Origin of the sequence: Bacillus sp. OV166, assembly GCF_900177675.1 — a bacterium.
GTDB lineage: Bacteria > Bacillota > Bacilli > Bacillales > Cytobacillaceae > Neobacillus.
Window position 1 is genome coordinate 2,796,852 of sequence record NZ_FXWM01000001.1, and the last position, 23,831, is coordinate 2,820,682.

23 protein-coding genes and 1 riboswitch are annotated in these 23,831 nt (G+C 38.5%); of the genes, 22 read left to right on the forward strand and 1 reads right to left on the reverse strand.

What is annotated here, in order from left to right:
* Positions 1-27: 27 nt before the first annotated feature.
* Complete coding sequence (locus CCK98_RS13455; protein ID WP_088087058.1) at positions 28-1,416, reverse strand: PLP-dependent aminotransferase family protein; 1,389 nt, start codon at positions 1,414-1,416, stop codon at positions 28-30.
* A 225-nt stretch (positions 1,417-1,641) separates the two neighbouring features.
* Here CCK98_RS13455 and azlC point away from each other — a divergent pair, with 225 nt between their 5' ends.
* The 22 genes from azlC to CCK98_RS35320 all read left to right on the forward strand — a co-directional run bounded on the left by azlC (position 1,642) and on the right by CCK98_RS35320 (position 23,811).
* The gene (gene azlC / locus CCK98_RS13460) at positions 1,642-2,385 is read left to right on the forward strand and encodes an azaleucine resistance protein AzlC (protein ID WP_088087059.1); all 744 of its coding nucleotides are present in this window, start codon (positions 1,642-1,644) and stop codon (positions 2,383-2,385) included.
* Complete coding sequence (locus tag CCK98_RS13465) at positions 2,382-2,714, forward strand: branched-chain amino acid transporter permease (protein ID WP_088087060.1); 333 nt, start codon at positions 2,382-2,384, stop codon at positions 2,712-2,714. The genes azlC and CCK98_RS13465 overlap by 4 nt, the downstream gene beginning before the upstream one ends.
* Before the next feature lie 152 nt (positions 2,715-2,866).
* Complete coding sequence (locus CCK98_RS13470; RefSeq protein ID WP_088087061.1) at positions 2,867-3,238, forward strand: iron chaperone; 372 nt, start codon at positions 2,867-2,869, stop codon at positions 3,236-3,238.
* A gap of 36 nt (positions 3,239-3,274) precedes the next feature.
* Positions 3,275-3,670 (forward strand): aldo/keto reductase, encoded by a 396-nt coding sequence (locus CCK98_RS13475; protein ID WP_088087062.1) that lies wholly within the window; start codon positions 3,275-3,277, stop codon positions 3,668-3,670.
* Positions 3,671-4,174: 504 nt separating this feature from the next.
* Positions 4,175-4,993 (forward strand): class I SAM-dependent methyltransferase, encoded by an 819-nt coding sequence (locus tag CCK98_RS13480; RefSeq protein WP_088087063.1) that lies wholly within the window; start codon positions 4,175-4,177, stop codon positions 4,991-4,993.
* Between the two features lie 181 nt (positions 4,994-5,174).
* A complete protein-coding gene (locus tag CCK98_RS35315) occupies positions 5,175-5,624 on the forward strand; it encodes a CBO0543 family protein (protein ID WP_088087064.1) in 450 nt (149 codons plus the stop codon).
* A gap of 97 nt (positions 5,625-5,721) precedes the next feature.
* Complete coding sequence (locus tag CCK98_RS13490; RefSeq protein ID WP_088087065.1) at positions 5,722-6,747, forward strand: low specificity L-threonine aldolase; 1,026 nt, start codon at positions 5,722-5,724, stop codon at positions 6,745-6,747.
* Between the two features lie 95 nt (positions 6,748-6,842).
* Positions 6,843-6,923: riboswitch (ZMP/ZTP riboswitch) on the forward strand.
* Positions 6,924-7,106: 183 nt separating this feature from the next.
* Complete coding sequence (locus tag CCK98_RS13495; RefSeq protein ID WP_088087066.1) at positions 7,107-8,306, forward strand: phosphoglycerate dehydrogenase; 1,200 nt, start codon at positions 7,107-7,109, stop codon at positions 8,304-8,306.
* A 223-nt stretch (positions 8,307-8,529) separates the two neighbouring features.
* Positions 8,530-9,657: an endospore germination permease gene (locus CCK98_RS13500; RefSeq protein WP_088087067.1), complete on the forward strand. Its 1,128-nt coding sequence runs from the start codon at positions 8,530-8,532 to the stop codon at positions 9,655-9,657.
* On the forward strand, positions 9,623-11,083 hold the full coding sequence (locus CCK98_RS13505; RefSeq protein ID WP_088087068.1) for a spore germination protein: 1,461 nt from the start codon (positions 9,623-9,625) through the stop codon (positions 11,081-11,083). The genes CCK98_RS13500 and CCK98_RS13505 overlap by 35 nt, the downstream gene beginning before the upstream one ends.
* Entirely contained in the window at positions 11,080-12,243 is a 1,164-nt protein-coding gene (locus tag CCK98_RS13510; protein ID WP_088087069.1) for a Ger(x)C family spore germination protein, read from the forward strand. Before CCK98_RS13505 ends, CCK98_RS13510 begins: the two co-directional genes overlap by 4 nt.
* Before the next feature lie 470 nt (positions 12,244-12,713).
* Complete coding sequence (locus CCK98_RS13515) at positions 12,714-13,772, forward strand: LLM class flavin-dependent oxidoreductase (protein ID WP_088087070.1); 1,059 nt, start codon at positions 12,714-12,716, stop codon at positions 13,770-13,772.
* 412 nt (positions 13,773-14,184) lie between these two features.
* Positions 14,185-14,742, forward strand: a complete 558-nt coding sequence (gene ssuE / locus CCK98_RS13520; protein ID WP_088087071.1) for an NADPH-dependent FMN reductase — start codon at positions 14,185-14,187, stop codon at positions 14,740-14,742.
* Positions 14,743-14,796: 54 nt separating this feature from the next.
* Positions 14,797-15,819 carry an LLM class flavin-dependent oxidoreductase gene (locus tag CCK98_RS13525; protein ID WP_088087072.1) on the forward strand — a complete coding sequence of 341 codons (1,023 nt, stop codon included), beginning with the start codon at positions 14,797-14,799 and terminating at the stop codon, positions 15,817-15,819.
* A 22-nt stretch (positions 15,820-15,841) separates the two neighbouring features.
* Entirely contained in the window at positions 15,842-16,111 is a 270-nt protein-coding gene (locus tag CCK98_RS13530; RefSeq protein WP_088087073.1) for a glutaredoxin family protein, read from the forward strand.
* A gap of 76 nt (positions 16,112-16,187) precedes the next feature.
* Entirely contained in the window at positions 16,188-17,528 is a 1,341-nt protein-coding gene (locus CCK98_RS13535) for an LLM class flavin-dependent oxidoreductase (protein WP_373408531.1), read from the forward strand.
* A 16-nt stretch (positions 17,529-17,544) separates the two neighbouring features.
* Entirely contained in the window at positions 17,545-19,194 is a 1,650-nt protein-coding gene (locus tag CCK98_RS13540; protein WP_088087075.1) for an ABC transporter substrate-binding protein, read from the forward strand.
* Positions 19,195-19,233: 39 nt separating this feature from the next.
* Positions 19,234-20,148, forward strand: coding sequence for an ABC transporter permease (locus CCK98_RS13545; RefSeq protein ID WP_088090401.1), 915 nt, complete (start codon positions 19,234-19,236; stop codon positions 20,146-20,148).
* Between the two features lie 32 nt (positions 20,149-20,180).
* Entirely contained in the window at positions 20,181-21,071 is an 891-nt protein-coding gene (locus CCK98_RS13550; protein WP_088087076.1) for an ABC transporter permease, read from the forward strand.
* A 13-nt stretch (positions 21,072-21,084) separates the two neighbouring features.
* Positions 21,085-23,112, forward strand: a complete 2,028-nt coding sequence (locus CCK98_RS13555) for an ABC transporter ATP-binding protein (protein WP_088087077.1) — start codon at positions 21,085-21,087, stop codon at positions 23,110-23,112.
* A gap of 87 nt (positions 23,113-23,199) precedes the next feature.
* Entirely contained in the window at positions 23,200-23,538 is a 339-nt protein-coding gene (locus CCK98_RS13560; protein WP_256942342.1) for a hypothetical protein, read from the forward strand.
* Between the two features lie 126 nt (positions 23,539-23,664).
* Entirely contained in the window at positions 23,665-23,811 is a 147-nt protein-coding gene (locus CCK98_RS35320) for a hypothetical protein (RefSeq protein ID WP_179195791.1), read from the forward strand.
* Positions 23,812-23,831: the final 20 nt, after the last annotated feature.

Consider the following 23,831-nt stretch of genomic DNA (forward strand, 5'->3'; position numbering starts at 1 on the left):
TCTCATCCGTTTTTCATTTTGTTCGAATTAATTGAGATACTGTCTTAATATACTTAATCCTATTTTTAACTCATCTAATGAGTTTGTGGAAGCCAGTGCAATGCGCAAATACTTATCAGAGGTGGTCTGCCCACTTAAAAAACGGTCAGAATGAAAAACTCTAATACCTTGTCTTTTCAAATCCAATTCTAACTGAAAGGCATCGTTAAATCCTTGAATTGGAAGCCAACGATAAAAACTAAAAGGGTGTCCAACATTCTTCCTTAAAGGAAAATATTCAAAAAAAATATCATTTGCAGTTTGTGCAAGCTGTTTCTTTAGAGAGACAATTTCATGAGCTTTCCCTGATAAAATAAGCTCTGTAATTACCTCTGCGTCTAAAGATGAGGTTTTTACATTGATGTTAAAAATAGCCCGCTGAATTTTCTCGCGTAACGCATCACCATAGACCATATAGGCAACTCTTAAGCCAGAACATATGGACTTAGAGGTGCCGCAAATATAAATGCTCTGTTCTGGAAGTGAATTGAACATTGGCTTCTGGTAATCGGAGATCATACCTGCCGTCAGAAAAGCATGAATATCATCCTCAATTAAAATTAAACGATGCTTACTGATGACCGCAGCTAATTCTTGCTTTCGAAACTCTGGTATCATCACTGTGGTAGGATTACAGCAAGAGGGCATTAGGAAAATGCCGTGAATATTTATTTGGCTGCACTGCTTTTCAAGTTCGTCTGGTAACATCCCAAACTCGTCTCCGAGAATGGGGACTAACTGAATATGGAACATTTTTGCTAATTCTATAAAATTTGAATACGTGTATAAATCGGTGGCAATTCTATTGCCAGGCTCAAACAAAGCAGCTAAAGCAATTGCCAGTGCATTTTGGGCACCAGAAACGATTGCTATATGCTCATGATCCGTATGAATTCCGAAGGACTCCATCCAGTTTAGAGCTGCTGTTTTTTGATGTAGAATTCCTGTCGGTTCGTTGTAATTTAGTAGCTGTTCTACATAACTTTTGTTCACAACCTTTTGAATAACCTCTGTTACGCTAGCATTGGTTTGCTCAAACGATGCCACAAATCCGAGCTCAATGAGGTTTGCTGTTTTATCAGTGGAAATGGTTATAGAACGGGCGGCATTTGGAGCTACAAATGTTCCACTTCCCGTAACGGCATAAATCAATCCCTTTACCTCGCATATTTTGTAGGCACGGGTAATCGTTGTGAAGTTTAAGTCAAGAAAATCCGCTAATTCTCGTTGCGGAGGTAACTTTGTCCCAGGTGCCAAAAACCCATTAATAACATCCTGTTCAAGTAGTAACGCAAGCGATTTATAAAAAGGACGATTTAAGGATTTCTTATCAGGTTTCCAAGACATTGGATAATTTTCAAATGAATTGATTGGCATAGTACACCTCTAATAAATGTGTTCCATACAATCATATCATTTTTGTATGGAATTCTTATAATGAAATCGGATCGTTTGAAAAGGTGAAGAAACGAATATGTTTTATATAGGGACAAAATCGATCTGTACCCCCATTTTGATAAAAGGGGGTATTTTCTATGTAGGGATAATTGTAATCCATACAATTATCTTATTTTTTGTATGGATTTTGTATGTTAAATTTAAATAAATTTATCAATTGAGGATGTGAATCATTTGAAAAAAAGAAATCAAATATGGATTGCATTTCGTGCGGCTTTTCCATATACAGTACCCATTTTTGCTGGATTTGTATTCTTGGGAATCGCATATGGCATCTATATGAATTCATTAGGGTTTAGTGCAATTTACCCGATTCTGATGAGTCTATTCATATTTGCAGGATCAATGGAGTTTGTGGCAGCCAATTTATTGCTTGTCGCTTTCAATCCGATTAACGCCCTTTTTCTAACCTTAATGGTGAATGCACGACATTTGTTTTACGGCATATCCATGCTGGATAAGTATAAGGGAATTGGGAAAAAGAAGCTCTATATGATTTATGGTCTTTGCGATGAGTCTTTTTCTATCAATTGTACCGTTGATATTCCGAAGAATGTAGACAAGGGCTGGTTTATGTTCTTTGTGACACTACTCAATCATTCTTATTGGGTCATAGGTTCAGCAATTGGCGGTATTTTTGGATCTCTTGTCAAGTTCAACACAGAAGGGCTCGATTTTGTTATGACTGCTCTCTTTGTAGTCATTTTCATTGAACAGTGGATGAAAGAGAAAAAGCACCACAGTGCTCTCATCGGTGTTGGGCTTTCAACTGTCAGTCTCTTTATTTTTGGCGGAGACCACTTCATTATCCCTGCGATGTTTGCCATTCTTGGGTTACTGACCCTCATTAGAAAGCCAATGGAGAAAGTTGAGGTTAGCACCATATGACAATGAGTTTAACGCAACAGATTATTACGATTGCTATGGTGGTTTTGGGCACAGTGCTTACAAGGTTTCTTCCATTCATCGTTTTCCCATCGGGTAAGCCTACACCGCAGTATGTACAGTATCTCGGTAAAGTACTGCCAGCAGCAGTAATTGGGCTTTTGGTCATTTATTGTTTTAAGGACGTGAGTTTAGTTTCTGGAAGGCACGGTTTACCTGAATTGATTGGGGTAGTAGTAGTGGCGTTGCTTCACTTATGGAAGAAAAACATGCTCCTGTCTATAGCTGGAGGAACGATTGTATATATGATTTTGGTTCAATTGGTATTTTAATCCATCACGTATTACTATTTCTTCAATCTATGGTGGAGGAAGTTTATGGAAGAAGGAGATTGTGTATTATCTGTAGAAGTTTAAACAGTTACAAGCGAATGGGTTTGAGGAATTTCTCTGAAGGAATACCTTTTATTTTAGGAGGGAACAACATGGAAGTTTTTGCTGAATATTTAGCGCATATTGATAACCCGCAACATCGGGCCCGAACGGAAGAAGTTTTGGCTTGGGTAACTAAGAAATTTCCAACTTTAATGCCAAAAGTTGCGTGGAATCAGCCTATGTTTACCGATCACGGCACATTTATTATTGGCTTTAGCGTAGCCAAACATCATTTGGCTGTTGCCCCTGAAATGGCAGGGATTAATCATTTTTCTGATGAAATTGTGCAGGCTGGCTATGATCACACCAAGCAGTTGGTAGGTATCCATTGGGATAGTCCGGTTGATTTCTCATTACTTGAGAAAATGATCGAGTTTAATATTTTGGATAAGGCAGACTGTTCAACTTTTTGGCGGAAATAATTCTAAGCGTATAAGCAACCACTTTGGGAATTAGGTATTTCGCTTTCGGCTTATGGTGTTCTCTCAAGAGGTTTATTGAGCGGCACATGGTCAAAAGATCGGGTTCTAGGTTTGGATGATAAACGCAGTAATGGTCCGCGGTTTGCCAAAGAAAATATTGAAAAGAATTTATCCCTTGTAGAGGCATTGCGTGAAATTGCTGAAGAAAAGCAAGCAACCATTGCGCAGATTGCCATCGCATGGGTTTTATCCAAGGGTGAGGATGTTAAACCATTGATTGGTGCAAGAACGCAGTCACAACTTCATGTTTCAATAGGCGCTGTTGACCTGAATTTAAGTTCAAACGATCTTTTACGAATTGAAGAAGTCGTACCTTCAGAACTTGTCGCCGGAGAATACTACCCGGTACCACGGAAAAAATGGTTCTTTTAACAAATTTTTAATGAAGCAAAGGTTGTTAAAATGAAGAATGACTAATTTCTTGTTTAACTAACTGGGTGCTTCAACACAGTAATAAATAAAATTAATAAGCCTAAAATATGCAAGTTTTATACACAACTTGCATATTTTAGCTTTTTTTTATACATAAAACATGATTTTAAGCTAAGTTTAAAGTGAGTTAATCCATAGGTGGTAGATGATCAAATTTGCCTGGAGGTTCATTTAATTGTCTACTTCTCATATATTTGAATTTCAATATACCAGCGACGACAGCTAGTACTACTATTGGGATTATTAAATAATCTTGAGTTGATAAGAGGTCGTTTGTTATTGAGTTAACAGACAAAGGCAAAACTTCACAACATGAAAAATGGACAATAATTTATCAGAACTTCGTCAATGATCTATCCAAGTTAGATAGTGAAGAGCAATTCGATCTTCATTTCGCTTTGCATAAAGTGAATTATTTGCTTAAAAAAATGGAGGGATGATTATATGACATTAAATTTACAATCTGTTCAAGGCACGATGCTAATCCCTCTTTGGGGACGAGCCACTGCCAGTGAGAAGAATCCAGAAATACTGTACGACAAAGAAGCGATAGAGATTATTAGAGGTTGCGACTTTGATTTTACTGAAATAGCGAAGACTTTTGGTGAATACGGTGGCATAAGCTATATAGTACGTGCGCGAAAAATAGACGATACCATCCGCGCATATATAGAAAAACATCCTAGGGCTACTATTGTAAACATCGGTGCGGGACTTGATACTACTTTTTCAAGAGTGGATAATGGGACAATTAACTGGTATAACCTTGATCTACCCGATGCGATAGCTTTTCGCAAAACTCTGATTGCAGATTCTCAGAGAAACGTTTGCATTGCTAAATCATTTTTTGACGTTTCTTGGTTTGATGACGTGATATTTAATGAAGAAGGCGGCATTCTGTTTATAGCTGCTGGAGTTTTCTACTATTTTCAGGAAAGTCAGCTCAGAGAAAGTTTTCAGGAAATGGCAATTCGCTTTCCAGGGGGCGAGTTGTACTTCGATGCAGAATCAAAATTTATGTTAAAGACTTCAAATCGAACAGTGGAAAAAACGGGGAACAAAGGTGCAAAAATGTATTTCTACGTTAACAATCCCAAAGTACTTGAAGACTGGTCATCTAAAATTAAGGTATTATCTTGCGAATCGTACTTTAAAGGTATAGTCGCAAGTAAGAATTGGGAAAGTGGAACTCGCCTCATGATGAGGGTAGTTGATTTATTTAAGATGTTGAAGTTTGTTTATTTGCGTTTTGAGAGAAAGTAAAATGATTGAATTTTGCCATATCTCAATCCATTAAACAAGTTATTTAAAAAGCAATATAGAATGTTAAAAGAGACCCTCAGAGGTCTCTTTTATTTTGAATTTCTTTCATAGAATAGACGAAACCAAATTTTGGAATACTGTGGGTAGAAAGTAAAGCCTGATATAAGGAAGGAAATTTATAATGTGGATCCTAATTTTTATCATATTTATTATCTTTAATATAATTTCCTTTTTTGTTCCAAAAAGGATAGGCAGAATTGAGATTTATGCCACTTGTTTTTTTGCTTATGCATACGGAATGACGACTGACATGGTGCTCGATATTCATTATCATCTTTATGGTTATTTTGAAAAGGGTTTTCAATGGAAAGCTTTACTTGGGATCTTTCTATACTTTCCTTCCATTAGCTTTTTATTTCTTAATTATTATCCGACAAAAAGAAAAATAGCATATAAAGCAATTTATATTATCCTTTGGTCCATATTCTCAGTGATTTTTGAATGGTTCACCGTGCAAACTGAATTTTTTTATTATAGTGGATGGAAACTTTGGTATTCTGCAGCAGTATATCCGTTCATCTTTTTAATTCTTGTAATTAACATGAAATTTGTTCAAAGACTAATAAGGTAATTACCGTTTTTATCCTCTAATTACCCATCTTTCTTTAAGAAATATGTTAGGATGGACATGAAGTTACACTAATAAAAAATTAGACGGGGGCAATCTGATGTATAGCTTTAAGAACGATTACAGCGAAGGCGCACATCCTAGAATATTAAATGCTTTAATAGAATCCAATCTTGTCCAAGAGGATGGCTATGGGGAGGATCAATTTTCCCAAAAAGCGGTTGAACTGTTAAAGGAGAGAATGGGACGGACAGACGTTGAAATTCACCTCTTATCAGGCGGGACACAAACAAATCTAATTGCGATTTCTGCTTTCTTAAGACCGCATGAAGCAGCAATGGCAGCGAGTACTGGCCATATTTTGGGGCATGAAACGGGAGCCATTGAAGCGACAGGACATAAAGTACTATCAATTGAAACAGTGAACGGGAAACTTACCCCATCTGATGTGCAAGCGGTACTTGACGGTCATCCAGATGAGCATATGGTCAAGCCTAAGCTGGTATACATATCAAACTCCACCGAAATTGGCTCAATTTATAACCGGAGTGAACTCGTGCAGTTAAGTGATTTTTGTAAAAAGAACCATCTCATATTGTATATGGATGGTGCAAGGTTAGGCTCAGCGCTTTGTTCAACAGAAAATGATCTTCAGTTAAGTCATCTGCCAACACTTGTGGATGCCTTCTATATCGGGGGAACAAAGAATGGGGCACTTATTGGTGAGGCTTTGGTGATTTGCAAGGATTCTCTTAAGGAGGATTTTCGATACCATATGAAGCAAAAGGGCGCACTCCTCGCAAAAGGGAGACTTTTGGGCACCCAGTTTCTTGAACTATTCAGGGACAATTTGTTCTTTGATTTGGCCGCGCATGCTAATAAGATGGCTACCATACTTAGAGATGAAATCAGCAAAGCAAATATTCCGTTTCTAACCCATTCTCCATCGAATCAAATCTTTCCGATTTTACCAAATGCGCTGATTACGGAATTAGAGAAACATTATGCCTTTCATATTTGGGAAAAGGTCGATACCGATTACTCGGCGATTCGACTTGTAACATCCTGGGCAACAAAAGAGGAAGAGGTAACAGCTTTTCTTGAGAATTTGAAAAAATTAATGTAGGAAGCGGAAAATTTTCTGAACACAAACTACAAAAAAATAATGCCTTTTCTAGCTTGATTATTGTAAGAAAATTTGATATAGTAAGAGAAATTAAAAAGACGATGTGTAACTGGCGAAACACGGATTACCGTGAGGGAGCACATAATGTCTCGTAGCCGTTCGCCTGGGCAGAGGTAGGGAATTATTCCTTACCTCTTTCTGTTTATAGGAGGGGATATTTCAACCGGCTATGAGCCAAGATTACTTTAATATTTTAAAAATCAAGTAGATACAGATTTTAATGAAATTTGACCCTTTCAGCTTGCTTAATGAATTTAGGAAATTTCAAACTATCATATAAGAATAGAGGAGATTACAAGATGAGCACAACAACATTAGACAAAATGAAAACAATCAAAACCTTAAACAATATTGCAGAGAGCGGGCTGAATGTATTCAATAAGGATAATTTTACGATTGACAATGACAGTGAAAATCCTGATGCGATTGTTGTGCGTAGTTTTAATATGCATTCACTAGAATTGGGTCATAATGTAAAGGCCATTGCACGTGCCGGAGCGGGTGTTAATAACATTCCGGTTGAAAAATGTACAGAACAGGGAATTGTGGTTTTCAATACCCCTGGTGCGAATGCTAATGCTGTAAAAGAAATGGTTCTTACTACATTGATGGCTTCATCCCGAAACCTTTTTGACGGCATAGCATGGACTAAAGCCTTAGAAGGCCAAGGTGACCAAGTTCCGAAGCTAGTTGAAGCAGGTAAGAAACAATTCGTTGGAAAAGAAATTAAGGGGAAAACGCTGGGAGTAATTGGTTTAGGCGCAATCGGAGCACTTGTAGCGAATGATGCCCTAGATTTAGACATGGACGTAATTGGTTTTGACCCGTTCATTTCTGTTGATACAGCTTGGAATTTGTCCCGAAATGTACAGCGCGCGATGACGATTGAACAGTTGTTTGCTAATTCTGATTATATTACTGTTCACGTTCCATTAACCGATGACACAAGAGGAATGTTTAACCAAGCAACCTTTAGCATTATGAAGTCTGGAGTTCACATTTTGAATTTCTCACGCGGAGAGCTTGTGAATGAAACAGATATGGCAGCAGCGCTTGAAGGCGGCAAGGTTGGTCAGTATATTACAGACTTCCCAAATGAAAATGTATTGAAAATGAAAAATGCAATTCCAATCCCTCATCTAGGTGCATCTACGCAAGAATCAGAGGAAAACTGTGCAATTATGGCTGCTCGCCAGGTGAAGAATTTTCTGGAAACCGGAAATATCAAAAACTCAGTGAATTTTCCGAACGCATCCATACCTTATACAGGAAAAAAACGTGTGGCAGTATTCCATAAAAACGTTCCAAACATGGTTGGACAGCTTACACTAGCTATTTCAAGCTATAATTTAAACATCGCAGACATGATTAATAGAAGCCGTGGGGAATATGCTTATACGATGATTGACATTGACAATAAAGTAAATGGCGATATCATTCCTGGATTGCAAGAAAAAATCGATCAAATCGGTGGAATCGTAACCGCACGTATTATATAAACAAAAAAGTTCAAGGTCCCATTAATAAAATTAATGGGGCCTTGAACTTTTTTTATTTCTGATATTTTTCTTTTGAGCTGACCGTTGCAGTTGTAATCTTGGAAAGGATCAAAAATCAAATCGTTGAATGATTCCGTATATCGTGAGCCGATTAACCTTGAAAACATATATTTTTCTTTATTGGTGATAATAATACCTAAAATGAGAAAAATCGGTGATATTAATGCAAAACTTAATTAAAATCCTCCTTCCAAGGCAATTATTATTGTTGCTTATCCTTTCGACAGGTTTACTAAATCATGTCCTTCTTATCCCAAATTTGCTTACGGCAGCTGGAAGAGACAGTTGGCTAAGTGTCATTGTGGCATATCCGATTGCTCTTTTCTTTCTATGGCTGGTGTATTTTATTGTAAAAAACAGTCCAAATGAAGGTTTCTTTTCTATGATTCGACAGCGTCTCGGAAGGACTTTTTCTACCGTTTTTTCGATTTCTGTCATCCTATTTTTATTCACAAGCTCTTATGTAACTTTTAGGGACTTAATGATCTGGTTAAAGGCCTATTTTCTCGCGGATGCTTCTGTTTTTATGATTAATTTTATTTTGATTTTAGTCTGTTTTTTAATCACACTTGCTGGGGTCAAGAGCATGGCTATATCTAGCGGTTTTTTACTGCCGCTTGTGGTGTTATTTGGCATATTAATTGCAATTACAAACACGAGCTTAAAGGACCCGAGCTTATTATTTCCTGTGTTTGCAGACGGCTATTCTCCTCTTATTAGAGGGGGAATCTATGTTCTATCAGGACTTCTTGAGATTTACATGGTTATCTTGTTGCAGCCATTTTCACAGGAACCTATTAAATTTAAACAGTTGTTTATTTTATTGACTTTTTTAACAGGCTTAATCTTAGGGCCTCTTTCTGCATCAATTATGGAGTTTGGACCTACTGAAGCAATTCACTTTCGGTATCCAGCTTATGAACAGTGGCGTGTATTAAGCATTGGGGAATATATATCACATCTAGATTTTTTTGCTTTATATCAATGGCTTAGCGGTGCGTTGATTCGAATTGGTTTATTCATGTATCTTTTAGGTACATTTTTTACTAATAAAAAGAAACATTATAGACTGAACCCAAAGCTTGTTGGTGTCATGTATCTCTTTTTGTTCGGCCTGATGACAATAAAAGTCGAGACATATTATTTCTATGATGCCATATATAAATACTTTCTGCCGGCTATTATGGCATTTTTTCTTTTTCAAATCCTGCTATCAGCCATAATTATAAAAGTATTAAAGAAATGGGATGAAAAACATGGTAAGAAAAATATTCTCGAATCCACTTCATAATGGAAGGTTAAAGGAAAAAGCCGATAACCTAAAAATACAATTTAAGAAAAGTCAAGACCTACGATTTATAGAGCACAATACAGAAATGGAAACATTTGAAATTATCTATTTTGAAAGCTTAGTTGATATACATTATTTAGATCAATATATTTTACCTAAACTCAGCGGTAATAAAGAAGATTCTATCAAGAAAAAGCTGAAAACTTTATTTCAAGCAGATGATGTAAGTTTGAAATCCTTAGACGATTTATCAAATTTACTTTTTGATGGAAATGTCTTATTTTTATTCAGTGATTCGTTTTTAAGTATTCAGGCAGGATACTTTCCTATGCGGCAACCTGAAGAATCAGCGATTGAGAGCTCAATAAGGGGTCCTAAGGATGGTTTTGTGGAGGATCTAAAGACAAATATCTCCTTAATAAGACGAAGACTTAACACCTCGTCTTTATGTTTAGAGAAATATACGATTGGTAAAAGAAGTAGAACAAAAGTAGTACTCATGTATATAGATGATTTAATTGATCAGCGAGTTTTAGATGAAATCCATAAAAGGTTAGAAAAAGTAGAACTGGATATCTTGACGAGTATTCATGAACTTGAATCATATGTTCGTGATAGACCGTATTCCATCTTCCCGAGTACGGACTATACGGGTAGACCTGACTTTATTGTTCAAGCGCTGAATCAAGGCCGGTTTGCTCTCATAGTTGATGGAAATCCTACAGTCTCTTATGCACCGGTCAATTTATTATTGCAGATTAAATCACCTGAGGACAATTACATAAGCTATGCTTATGTATCACTAGAAAGAATTATCAGGATGATAGGTTTGATCGTATCTGCTTTTTTACCTGGTGCATGGATAGCATTTTCTGCCTATAATATTGAACAGGTTCCCTACTTACTGGTTGCGACTATTACAATCTCGCGTTTTGGGCTGCCCATTTCTTCACCACTTGAAATGTTTATTGTTCTATTTTTGTTTGAGATATTTAATGAAGCTGGGGTACGCTTGCCAAGAGCAATTGGGCAAACCGTCGCTGTTTTAGGTGGCTTAATCGTAGGGGATGCTGCGATTCGGGCGGGGTTAACATCACCGACCATGCTGGTTGTAGCGGCGATTACCTACATCTCGTCTTTTACGTTGGTGAATCAAACTTTAAGTACGGCTTGTACCATCTTAAGATTCACGATTATCTTAATGGGTACCTTATTTGGATTATTCGGAGTCATTATTGGCTTTATTCTAACGGTTTTTTACTTTTCAACCCTTTCTTCCTTTGGGTCTCCATACCTAGGCTCTATTTCGCCAATCAATCTAAAAGGAATGATTAAGTCATTCCTTAGGGCTCCAAGGCAATTTTATAAGTCAAGAACAACCTTAACCAGTCCAGATGATCCAACAAGGGGTGGAAATCAATCATGAAAAGGAAATGGATGATTTCTTTTTTAGCCGGCTGTCTGATTCTTTCCGGTTGTTCAGGTTTAAAAAATATTCAAGATTTAACTTATGTTGTGGCAATTGGTATGGACTATGATGAAGAAAAGAAGGAGTATATCGCGTATCTTCAATCCTTAAATTTCGCTAATGTAGCAAAGGTAGAAGGAGGTAAACCTACTGAACCCATCCCGATTTTTATTGCATCAGCAACTGGAGAAACACTAAATTTAGCTGTGGGTAACCTTTATAAAAAGTCGGAGCCTCCTTTATTTTTTGGCCACGTAGAAACATTTGTTTTAAGTCAAAGAATAGTCAGGAATCATTTTAAGGAAGTAATGGTAGAAATAGGAAGAAATCGTTCACTCAGGCATACTATACGAGTCATGACAACGGATGAAAATATAAGCGAAATATTTAATATAAAAGCATTATTTAATTATCCAGCAATATACACGGTTCTTTTTAGAAAGGAAAAGAACGAAGTGTATCAAAATGAGATCAAGCCTATGGCATTAATGGATTTTTTAAGAGCCTATTATGAGCCTATGGGGGTGGCTAAACTACCTAATGTAAAAATTGACTCTCAAACCTGGAAGGCTGACGGAAAGTACCCCATTGTATTTTTCGATGGATATGCGATTTTTCAACAGCAAGAATTTATTAAAGTCCTTCCATTCAAGGACGCTGTTTATACTAATTGGTTATTAGAAAAAAAGGTTTCTTTAAATCAAAGAGTAGATGAAGAGGGAAAGCTTGTCGCAGCAGTGAAGCTAGCCACTCCAAAAATGAAGGTAAAATACAAGAAGGGAACGACTACCCCAAAGTTTGCTATAGAATTAACCGTACCAGCAGATTTGATCGAAAAAATCAAAGATATTCCCGAACAGAAATTAACGAAATTAATTGAAGAAGATATAAAAAGAAAACTTACTTCCATTTATAAAAATGGAGTGAAAAATAACACAGATATACTAAATGTTGGTGAAAAGTGGTATAGAGAACACCCGAAGCAATATAGGGAATTAAAAAAATCAAAAGGCTTTTATTTAAAAAAAGACTCCTTAACGAATCTGAAGGTTAAGGTGCAAATATTTCATTTTAATAGCTATAAGTATGAACAACATAGAATCGATGAAGGCTTCTAACTCCACTCTTAATTACAAACAGCAATTGAAAGCTCGCCAATTGGCGAGTTTTTTATTCTAGTGACTAATAAAGATGCAGATTTATTAAATAATAAGTCAAGTGGGAATTAATAAAAAAATTTATCTAAAAATTCAAAGTAATGGATTGACAACAACACTAATTAAGATTTATAGTGTATTCAACAGTTAGTATCTTAATACCAAGTAAACCAGTAGGTGAAATAGGAGTTCGTGTTTAAGTTAGATAATGAGACCTCTTCTCAGCAGCAAAAAATTTAATGAAAATTGTACTTATGAAAATATGTAAGCTTTGCTTTTGTTGGAGTTTTACCTATTATTGTAAAAGCCGATTGGACTACCAAAGGCTCCTGTTATTAACAGGAGTCTTTTTTATTGGTTTTGGTGATGAAAGTACTATAAAGGGCAGATAATCCCAGAAAAAACAAGAGTGCATTGGAGGTCTTAATATAGTGCAATTCGCATTGTTTACCCTTATGATGAATGAACCCAATGCGGTAACCGGTGTATCACTGACTGCTCAGCAGAAATTTCAAAATGTAGTCAATCAGGCAATTTTAGCAGAGAAACTAGGCTTTGATGCCTATGGTGTTGGGGAGCGTCATGGAACACCATTCCTTTCCTCATCACCAGCTGTAGTATTGACGGCTATTGCTGGAAAAACTTCACGCATTCGGTTATTGACGACAGTATTAGTTCTAAGTGTTCTGGATCCCATTCGTGTGGCAGAGGACTTTGCGACACTAGATCACCTTTCAGGAGGGAGGTTAGAGTTGATTATCGGGAAAGGCAACGATCCTCGTCATTATCCGCTTTTTGGAATATCCGAGGAGGAGCAATGGGATTCGCTTGCAGAGCGATACGAATTACTAAAGCGCTTATGGAATGAGGAGAACGTAAGCTGGGAGGGGCGCTACCGAACATCATTAACCAATGTCACGACACAACCTAGGCCTTTTCAAAAGGGCATTCCAATATGGCATGGGAGCGCATCAAGTACGCGTTCTACTGAATTGGCCGCAAAATATGGGGATCCTATTTTCTCATCCAACACTTTTCATCCCCAAGCCAAGTATAAAGCGTTAATTGATCATTATCGTGAGCGGTTGGCTTACTATGGTCACGATCCTAAGAAAGCAATCGTTGGATCGGGTGCTAGCAGTCTATATATTGCCAATACTGCTGAGGAGGCAATCAACCGTTTCCGGCCTTACTACAATGCTTTTCATGATACAGAAGCAGCGAAGCATAATAACTCGCCTTTTAAAGATCTTGAAGATAATATAGCAAATGGGCCAGTCTTGGTTGGTAGTGCAGAGCAAGTAATCGAGAAAATCTTAAACTACCATGAGGCATATGGAAATCAGGTATTAAGCATCAGTGTTGATGGCTTAACGGAATCAGAACAGCAGGAACAATTGCATAGATTTGCAACAGATGTGGCACCAGTGTTGCGGCGGGAGAAACCCAGCACCGTTTGGGAACAAACCAGTGAAGTGGGTGCCACCTAATATATCTAACATGGCTTATTTATACAAGGAATCCCATGAATCGAGATCCAGTGGTATGGATCGATAAATTAAAATAAGATTGCGCCGATTGGTCTACCAAAGGCTCCTGTTAAAAAAACAGGAGCTTTTACTTTTTTAACTCACTATTGCACACGAGATAAGTCGGGTTAGTTTTTCTAAAAAGGTTGTGTAAAAAGTCATTATTGAATTTATAGCCATGTTGATTGGAGCGGAAGGCGCGAAGACTCCTGCGGGAGGACGGGGCAGGTGAGACCCCGCAGGCGCTTAGCGCCGAGGAGGCTCACCGGACCGCCCGCGGAAAGCGAAGCGCCTGGAGCGGAAATCAACAACTAGGTTTAACAGAGATTTTAGAAAAGATATCAATTTACACATAAGAAAGGGAGTAACAAAGATGAGTAAAATAACGATTATTTCGGGAAGTCCTTCTGAACATACGAGATTAAATGGGGCATTGGATTATGTTGTAGAGTTTTTCGAGGGAGTGAATCATTCTCCTGAAATCATCCATATCCGCAATCTTCCAGCAGAGGATTTAATTCAAGCGAGATTTGACAGCGCAGAAATAATTAAGGCAAATAAAAACGTCGAAGATTCATCTATTATTGTAATTTTAACGCCGGTTTATAAAGCATCATTTACCGGGGTCTTAAAAACTTATTTGGATCTTCTGCCACAAAATAGTTTGGTGAATAAAACGATTTTACCCATTGCCATTGGAGGATCGATCGGACATCTCCTTATGATTGATTACGCACTAAAACCAGTGCTCGCATCCCTCGGAGCTACCCACATCTTAAAAGGGACTTATATCGTAGATAGTCAAGTAAAAAAACTAGTGAATAATCGTTATGAACTTGATGGAGAAGTTAAAAAACGATTAGATACTGAATTGAATACGTTACAGCCGTCCTTGTTATCTGATAAAGGAGTGATCAGCTCGATCATTTAACCACTTAAGCATCTTGGATTTAATAGATATTTATTTTACTAGGAGGGGATCCTTTTGGGATTGAAACTTAGCATTTTGGATCAAAGCGTCATTGCTGAAAATGAAACTGCCTTTGACGCCTTTAACCATACAATTGAATTAGCACAACGGGCAGAGGAGTTGGGTTATCAACGCTTTTGGGTATCTGAGCACCATAATGCTGAGAAATTAGCAGGATCAGTTCCAGAAGTATTAATAGCCCATCTTCTCGCAAAAACGAAACAAATTCGAATTGGCTCAGGAGGTGTGATGCTCCAGCATTACAGTCCATATAAAGTGGCCGAAACCTTTAATGTATTAGCTTCATTATCACCTGGGAGAGTGGATTTAGGGTTGGGGAAAGCACCCGGAGGGCTTCCGTTATCAACAAAAGCCCTTCAGCAGGATTTTGATGGAAATCCAAAAGAATTATGGGAAAAGCTGGTCGACCTTAAAAAGTTTATCTCTGACACGCTTGAACCATATGATCCGTTTTATGGACTTAAAGCTGAGCCGGTTCCACCAACGCCACCCGAACTATTCTTATTGGGAGCAAGTGCCTCAAGTGCGAAACTCGCTGGTGAATTAGGATACTCATTTGTATTTGCTCAGTTCATTAATAGTGAGGAAAGGATTCTTAATGAAGCTTTTGACGAGTTCAGCCATCTGCAGAAACGGAAAAAGTTACAGCCCCTTTCTTTTATTCTAGCACTCTCTGTTATTGTGGCTGATACAGAGGAGGAAGCAAAGGAACTCGTGGCTAATTCTAAAATCGTCAAAGTGCATCTTAAGAGTGGCAAGACCGTTACTGTAGGGAGCGTGGAGCAAGCAGAACTGTTTGCGAAGCAGGCGAATGAAAGCTATCAACTAGAAATACAAGAAGCAAACATCCTATATGGTTCAAAGGAAACAGTAAGAGAAAAACTTCTTCACCTCCAAAATATATACGATTTGGAAGAAGTTATTGTCGTGACACCTGTTCAAAATTTTGAGAAGAGACTTAAATCATACGTACTCCTAAGCGAGGCATTTTCGGAAATATCTGTTCCAGTGAAATAATAAAATTTAGGAGGAAATTGTCATGTCAAATCCATTATCAGTTGTTGTGTGGTCAAAACAAGGTTGTCACTATTGCTCAGAGGTTAAACAATTTTTAGAAGAAAAACAAGTGAATTATCAAACGGTTGATGTGACTAATCACGATGAATACCGCGATATATTAGAGGTTAAATATGGGATTCGTCATGTACCAGTGGTTGAAATTGGTCAAGACGGCATTTATCAAGGGGTAATCGAGGTGGGGATCAACCATCTTGAAAAGGTATTAGCTCCATTTTTACAGAACCGTTGAATTTTTTTGATTAAAACCAACTAAATTTATAGGATTAATTGGATTGATTTCTAAGAATAAGAGAATGAGAGGGGAAATGGTTTTGTCAGAACAAAGAAAATTAAGATTTGGAACGATAATTCATGGAGTAGGCGGCAATATTTCAGGCTGGAGACATCCAGAAGTTCCATCAGATGCGAGTGTAAACTTTGAATATTATAAAGCTCAAGCACAAAAATCGGAAGAAGGAAAATTTGATTTTGTTTTCATTGCAGATGGTTTGCATATTAACAAGAACTCTATTCCTCACTTCTTAAACCGTTTTGAGCCTATTACTATTCTATCTGCTTTGGCGGCTGTCACCTCACGTATTGGTCTTGCGGGAACACTGTCTACTTCGTACAGTGAACCGTTCAATGTTGCACGGCAGTTTTCGTCATTAGACCACATCAGTGGAGGACGTGCAGGTTGGAATGTGGTGACCTCACCACTAGAAAAAACGGCATTAAACTTCAGTAAGACGATTGAAGAGCATCCTGACCATCCAAAACGATATAAAATTGCCGCTGAATATATTGATGTTGCGAAAGGCTTGTGGGATTCGTGGGAAGATGACGCATTTGTCCGTGACAAAGAAACGGGTGTGTTTTTTGATCCAGAAAAATTGCATGAATTGAATCACAAAGGTGAATTTTTCTCTGTATCAGGTCCGCTGAATATTGCTCGATCCAAGCAAGGGCGCCCGATTATATTTCAAGCAGGATCATCAGAAGATGGCAAAAATCTGGCCGCAAAAGAAGCGGATGCAGTGTTCACTGGGCATCCATCATTAGAGGAGGCACAGAAATTTTATCAAGATGTAAAGGGCAGGGCAGCATCTTTTGGTAGAAATCCAGACGAAATTCTCATTTTGCCTGGTATTGGGCCCATCATCGGTCATACAGAGGAAGAAGCAGAGCAAAAGTATCAAGAAATTGCTAACCTAGTGACAATCGAAAAGGCACTTGCCTATTTGGGGAGATTCTTTGAGCACCACGATTTCTCTCAATATGAATTAGATGAACCCTTTCCTGAATTAGGAGATTTAGGAAGTAATAGTTTTAAGAGTGGCACAGATCGGATTAAACAAGAAGCAAAAGAGAAGAACATGACACTCAGACAAGTGGCACTCAGTTCAGCGACACCTAGAACTCCATTTATAGGCACCCCAGAACAAGTAGCGGATCGTATTCAAGAGTGGTTTGAAGGGCGCGCCGCCGATGGATTTATTATCGGTACGAATATTCCGAGCGATTTAACAAATTTTATCGATCATGTCGTCCCAATTCTTCAAAGCCGGGGTCTTTTCAGATCAGAATATGAAGCAGAAACTTTACGAGGAAATCTCGGTCTGCCTTATCCAATCAATCGATATGCAAAAGAAACAATAAAAAAATAGCTGGGGTGAATCTGAAATGAAGTTATTTGCAAATTGGACGAAATTATTCACGATTACATCTGTTCTTGTAATCCTATTAGCGGGTTGCTCCAGTAGTGCAAGTACGAGCAGTAGCAATGAAACCAACGGCAAGAATGAGGGGAAGGCGCCTATAGGTGGAGAGCTTACATATGCATTGGCTACTTCACCAGATACGCTGGATCCTCATCGCAGCGGATTAGCGGTAGCGGTTCGTGCATTTAGAACTATTTTTGATAGTTTAGTTGTGCTAGCATCGGACAATACGATTCAACCATGGCTCGCAACAGAATGGACTGTATCGGATGATGGAAAAAGCTATACCTTTAAGTTGCGCAAGGATGTGAAGTTTCACGATGGGACACCCTTTAATGCCGAAGCTTTGAAATACAATTATGACCGGATCATTGATCCTAAAACAAAAGCGGCCAATGCGTTAGCGTTAATTCAACCCTATGAATCATCAGAAGTCATTGATGAGTATACGATCAAAATTAACCTTTCCACCCCTTCTACATCGTTTTTAAGTAATATCAGCCAAGGTTTACTAGGGATTGTATCGCCAACAGCGGCAGAGAAATATGGAGATCAATTTGGTAAAAATCCAGTAGGAACGGGACCGTATAAATTTGTCAGTTGGACAGAAAATGCAGACATTCAAGTGGAGAAAAATAATGAATACAAATGGGCTCCATCCATCGTAGAAAACAAAGGTACTCCTAAGATAGATAAAATTACTTTTAAAATTATCCCAGAGGAAGCAACTCGAATTGGCAGTGTACAAAGTGAGCAAGTTCTCGCAGCCGAAACAGTACCGCCACAAAATATTCTTTCGTTAAAAAATGATCCAAAAACTCAATTGCTCCAAGTGAATACACTCGGGCTTCCGTATACGCTCTTTTTCAACCAAAGAAAAAAACCTTGGAATGATGTAAAGGTTCGGAAGGCAGTGCAGCTAGCGGTTGACGTGGATGCGATTGTTAAAACGCTCTACCTAAACACGTATGCAAGAGCTTGGTCACCACTTTCACCAGGAATATTAGGGTACGATCAATCGCTAGAAGGCAGTGTAAAGCCGGAAATTAAAAAGGCAAATCAACTCCTTGATGAACTTGGCTATGAAAAAGGAGCAGATGGGATTCGAGTAAAAGGCGGCAAGAGATTGGCATTGAATTATGTTGATGGGTCTCCTAACCGGGAGAAACGAAATGATATCGCTATAATCATTCAACAACAATTGAAAGAGATCGGAATTGCAGTGGAAATTAATATTACTAAAGATGTTGCCTCAGTCGTCTATCAAAACGCTGACTATGATTTGTATGGAAATAGCCAAGTAAATTCCGATCCAAATGCGCTGCGTGCCATATATCATACAAAAACTCCAGAACAGGAGGCGGCATTTAAAGGGTTAGGTGGAGGATCAAACCCAGAATTGGATCAATTATTGGAACTAGGAACAATAGAATCGGATTCAACAAAAAGGGAAGAAATCTATAAAAAAGTGCAGCAAAAAATTATTGAAGAGGCATGGATTTTACCTATTTATGTATTCCCGTACACAGTTGCTGCATCAAAGAAGGTAAATGGAATTGGATTTGATGCATTAGGCTATCCATTGTTTAACGATGTAACGATTGGAAAATAAAGAGTAGAGGAGCTGATACATGTGGCATTAGTCAATAAGATGATTCTAAAAATCTCGACTGCATTTGTATCGATTATAGGCTCCTTAATCCTTGTCTTTTGCATCAACTATTTGCTTCCGGGGGATCCAGTGCTATCTATGATTGATCCCTCTGTGGCAACACCCGAAATGGTTGAAAATTTGCGCAAGGAATTGGGGCTTGATCAACCGTTTTACATGCAATTTATCCACTATTTTACCAATATTCTTCAAGGAGACTTCGGACAATCGTTAATGAATAGCGAACCAGTCCTTCCTAAGATTTTAGAACATTTTCCTGCAACACTCGCATTAACCTTTGCTAGCGCGGTTATTTCTGTTGTGATTGGGGTTGCGTTCGGCGTGTTGTCAGCGATTTATCAGAATAAGTGTCTGGATCTCATCGCTCGTTTAATTGGATTATTTGGAATTTCCATGCCAACATTTTGGTCAGGAATCTTACTCATTCTTATATTTTCAGTCTCATTGAACTGGTTTCCTGCTATGGGGTCAGAGGGGTGGAAAACCATTGTGCTGCCATCACTTTCACTTGGTTTTGTCGGGGCAGGATTAATTATTCGAATGGTTCGAAATAGTATGCTGGAAGTGATTAATGAGCAATTTATTGTCACGCTGCGTGCGAAAGGTCTATCAGAACGGGTCGTCATGTATCGTCATGCCCTTCGTAACGCACTTATTCCAGCTATTACGATTATTGGTCTGAATATCGGAGAACTGATGTCTGGTACAGTGGTGATTGAAACCGTATTTTCAAGACAAGGAATTGGGAGAATTGTGGCCGATGCGATCATGGCGAAAGATCTGCCTGTGATTCAAGGTGTTGTCTTCTTTAGCGCCATAGTCTATGTGATTGTCAATCTATTAGTGGATCTTTCGTATTCGATTATTGACCCACGAGTACGCCGGTCTCAGTAAAAGGCTGACCATCAAAAAAAGGGGTGATGACGATGAGAGAAGTGACGAATACCAAAGCAGTACTAAAGATACCAAAATGGAATTTTGCCAAATATAAAACAAACTTTTCCGTATCGAACCTATTTATCTATGTTTCTGGTTTTATTGTGTTCTTCATTATTGCTTGTGCGCTATTTCCTAAATGGATCGCACCTTATTCACCAACATTTATGAACACTGAACTTATATTAAGTGCCCCAAGTGCGGCCCACTGGTTTGGGACAGATTATTTTGGGAGAGATGTGTTTAGCCTTGTTGTTTATGGGAGCAGGGATTCACTCATTATTGGTGCTGCTTCAGTAGTTATTGGCGGATTAATAGGTGGGGCGATAGGTGCTCTTGCGGGATATATTGGTGGTTTAATTGATGTCATTTTTATGAGGTTTATCGAAATCTTGATGACGATTCCTGGTATTCTTCTGGCATTAGCCATTGCTGCTGTGCTCGGACCAAGCTTGTTTAATATTGTCTTAGCTGTTGCGGCTGCGTCTATCCCGGGGTATGCCCGTGTGATGAGAGGACAAATGATGAGTATTAAAAAACGTCAATATGTGGATGCCTCTCGATCGATTGGTACGCCTAAATGGCGGATTTTTCTTTGGCATATATTGCCGAATTCTTGGTCACCAATGTTAGTCATGGGGACAATTGGTCTGGGAACATCCATTTTAGTGGGTTCAGGATTAAGCTTTCTTGGACTTGGCGTGATCAAAGAAATCCCTGATTGGGGGGCACTTCTTTCCCAGGGAAGAGGTTACTTAACAGTGGGTTGGTGGATCTCCACATTTCCTGGGCTAGCGATTACTCTTTTTGTCCTTTCGGTAAATATTATTGGAGATAAACTTCGGGATATTTTTGATCCGAAAACAAGCAGAATGAGATGAAGGAGAGTAAAAGATGGAGAAGCTGCTAGATATTCAGAATTTGAAAGTAGATTTCACGAATAATCATGGAGACCTTACAGCCATTAAAGATGTGTTTTTGCATATTCACCAGGGTGAAACTGTCTGTATAGTAGGTGAATCAGGAAGCGGCAAAACGGTTACATCCAAAACGATCATGAGACTGATTGATTATGAAAATGGAAAGATAACAGATGGAAGTATCGTACTAAATGGTATTGATCTGACACATCTACCTCAAAAAAAGCTTCGTTCCATTCGCGGGAAAAAAGTGGCGATGATTTTTCAAGAACCAATGGCCGCTTTCGATCCTGTTTTTACGATTGGAAGCCAGATTATTGAAACGATCCTTGAAAATAAGCAATCTAGTAAATCGGAAGCGAAGGCACGCGCGCTCTATTTACTGAAGCAGGTGGGTATATCGGATGCAGAAATGAGGATGAAACAATACCCCAATGAGTTGTCTGGAGGTATGTTGCAGCGGGCCATGATTGCCATGGCATTGGCCTGTGGTCCCGACTTACTGATTGCAGATGAGCCAACGACAGCACTCGATGTCACCATACAAGCACAAATCCTTAGGCTTCTTCAAGAGTTAAAAGAAGAGTTTGGAATGTCGATTCTCTTAATTACCCATGATATGGGCGTTGCTGCAGAAATGGCCGACCGGATTATTGTGATGTATGCAGGAAGAATTGTTGAGCATGCGGACGTCAAACAATTGTTCGAGTTGCCACACCATCCATATACCTTTGGGTTGTTGCAATCGATTACGACAATGGATAGTGATCGAAGTAAAAAACTTTATTCCATTAAAGGGTCTATTCCAGGGTTATCCCAATTACCTTCTGGATGTCAGTTTCATCCACGCTGTCCGTTTGCAACTGCACGCTGTTCTGTCGAATCACCTCCATTGTTAGAAGTGAATGGCCGCCAAACCGCATGCTGGCACGCAGAGGATCTAGTCATGACAGATAATTGGAAACAGCCTAGAGTAGAAATTAACACAGACGTATGGTCTGAAAAAGAAGTAGTTCAAACCGGATCAGAACAAACCCGTCAACCGTTGTTTACTATTCAAGAATTGAGCAAATTTTATCCGATTGGCAAGCGTGTATTTTCGCGAAATCCTTCCCATGTAAGAGCAGTCGATAAGGTTTCCTTTACGATCGAAAAAGGGGAGACTTTTGGACTTGTGGGAGAATCTGGAAGCGGAAAGTCCACCTTAGGGCGAGTTCTTTTACAGCTAGAGAAAGCAACTAGTGGAAAGGTATTTTTTCAAGAACAGGATTTGTCAGCTCTTGGTGCGAAAGAATTACGTGAAATGCGGAAGGATATGCAGGTGATTTATCAAGATCCGTACGGTTCAGTAAACCCTCGTTGGAAAGTAGGAGACATTATCGGAGAACCTCTTCGAGTCCATGAATCACTTAGTGAGAAAGAAAAGGAGGCGAGAGTCCGAGAGTTATTAGATGTAGTTGGATTAAATAAAAATGGCTACAATCAGTATCCACATGAATTTTCAGGAGGACAGCGTCAACGGATTGCGATAGCAAGAGCCATCGCACTTAATCCTCAGTTTATTCTAGCAGATGAAGCGGTTTCGGCGTTAGATGTGTCTGTACAGGCTCAAATTGTAAATTTATTACAAGATTTACAGCGTAAGCGGGATTTAACCTATCTATTTATTGCTCACGGTTTAAATATCGTTCGTCATATATCTGATCGCATTGGTGTGATGTATTTGGGTCAATTGGTTGAGATTGCAACGAGTGAAGAAATGTTCTTGCATCCTGCCCACCATTATACAAAAGGGTTAATTGACTCGATACCCCATGCCGACCCAACCCGTCCTAGAGAAAGAATTTCCATTCAGGGGGAAATCCCATCTCCTGCTAATCCTCCAACAGGATGCCGTTTTCATACTCGTTGCCCAGCAGCGACTGCTCGGTGTCGGGAAGAACAGCCCCTATTTAGGGAAATTGCTACAGGGCATTGGGTTGCTTGTCATGATCCAGTCTAGTTCTACTAGACTAACAAGTGTATTTTTTCGCAATAAAATAAATCTTTTGATAGGACCGCATCAATACTTAAAAGGAGGATATTCATTATGCATACCTCAAATTCTCGTTCTGTAGGGATTCACTTAAAAACAACAAAACAGTATTCCTTAGAAAAAAGTGAATATCTAAATCTGCCGGACTTACAGTTTTTTCAATGGTGTCATTCACAATATGGGTTAAATAAGGGAGTTTATAATACGATTGACCAGTGGTTTTACGGAATTGGAATTGAACGCGTTCAATATCGCCGTATCTTCATATTGAAATTTTTAGATTTTAGTAAAGATTTTGGGGTTGTGAAGGACCAACAGAAATTTATCCGATTTGGAAATGGAGGTCTCATTCGAAGGCTGCAGGGATTTATGCAGGGCATTAATCTTAAATAATGACGACAATCGCATACATTGATTTTCTCCTTTGTAAATATTACGTAAGATAAGTTAACAAAAATGGAGACTCACAAAGATAATTGTATTAAATTATCTATATATAAATATTAGGGAGGGCTTCATATGAGCACGAATGACAAAGTTCTTTTCGCTGGAGATGTATATACGATCATATACGATTATAAAAACGGTCTGTACGAAATTAAAAAAGAAGATGAACGGGGGAAGGTGGTATTGGTTTCTAAAAATGACATAAATAAGTTGTTTTAATTTTTATAAGAGGTGCAATC

Coding starts and splice junctions, on each gene's coding strand:
- CCK98_RS13545 (WP_088090401.1), top strand. CDS start 19,234: ATGATTCTAAAAATCTCGACTGCATTTGTATCGATTATAGGCTCCTTA.
- CCK98_RS13530 (WP_088087073.1), top strand. CDS start 15,842: ATGTCAAATCCATTATCAGTTGTTGTGTGGTCAAAACAAGGTTGTCAC.
- CCK98_RS13495 (WP_088087066.1), top strand. CDS start 7,107: ATGAGCACAACAACATTAGACAAAATGAAAACAATCAAAACCTTAAAC.
- CCK98_RS13550 (WP_088087076.1), top strand. CDS start 20,181: ATGAGAGAAGTGACGAATACCAAAGCAGTACTAAAGATACCAAAATGG.
- CCK98_RS35315 (WP_088087064.1), top strand. CDS start 5,175: ATGTGGATCCTAATTTTTATCATATTTATTATCTTTAATATAATTTCC.
- CCK98_RS13470 (WP_088087061.1), top strand. CDS start 2,867: ATGGAAGTTTTTGCTGAATATTTAGCGCATATTGATAACCCGCAACAT.
- ssuE (WP_088087071.1), top strand. CDS start 14,185: ATGAGTAAAATAACGATTATTTCGGGAAGTCCTTCTGAACATACGAGA.
- CCK98_RS13465 (WP_088087060.1), top strand. CDS start 2,382: ATGACAATGAGTTTAACGCAACAGATTATTACGATTGCTATGGTGGTT.
- CCK98_RS13560 (WP_256942342.1), top strand. CDS start 23,200: ATGCATACCTCAAATTCTCGTTCTGTAGGGATTCACTTAAAAACAACA.
- CCK98_RS13500 (WP_088087067.1), top strand. CDS start 8,530: ATGCAAAACTTAATTAAAATCCTCCTTCCAAGGCAATTATTATTGTTG.
- CCK98_RS13480 (WP_088087063.1), top strand. CDS start 4,175: ATGACATTAAATTTACAATCTGTTCAAGGCACGATGCTAATCCCTCTT.
- CCK98_RS13490 (WP_088087065.1), top strand. CDS start 5,722: ATGTATAGCTTTAAGAACGATTACAGCGAAGGCGCACATCCTAGAATA.
- CCK98_RS13510 (WP_088087069.1), top strand. CDS start 11,080: ATGAAAAGGAAATGGATGATTTCTTTTTTAGCCGGCTGTCTGATTCTT.
- CCK98_RS13455 (WP_088087058.1), bottom strand. CDS start 1,416: ATGCCAATCAATTCATTTGAAAATTATCCAATGTCTTGGAAACCTGAT.
- CCK98_RS35320 (WP_179195791.1), top strand. CDS start 23,665: ATGAGCACGAATGACAAAGTTCTTTTCGCTGGAGATGTATATACGATC.
- CCK98_RS13535 (WP_373408531.1), top strand. CDS start 16,188: ATGGTTTTGTCAGAACAAAGAAAATTAAGATTTGGAACGATAATTCAT.
- CCK98_RS13540 (WP_088087075.1), top strand. CDS start 17,545: ATGAAGTTATTTGCAAATTGGACGAAATTATTCACGATTACATCTGTT.
- CCK98_RS13505 (WP_088087068.1), top strand. CDS start 9,623: ATGGTAAGAAAAATATTCTCGAATCCACTTCATAATGGAAGGTTAAAG.
- CCK98_RS13555 (WP_088087077.1), top strand. CDS start 21,085: ATGGAGAAGCTGCTAGATATTCAGAATTTGAAAGTAGATTTCACGAAT.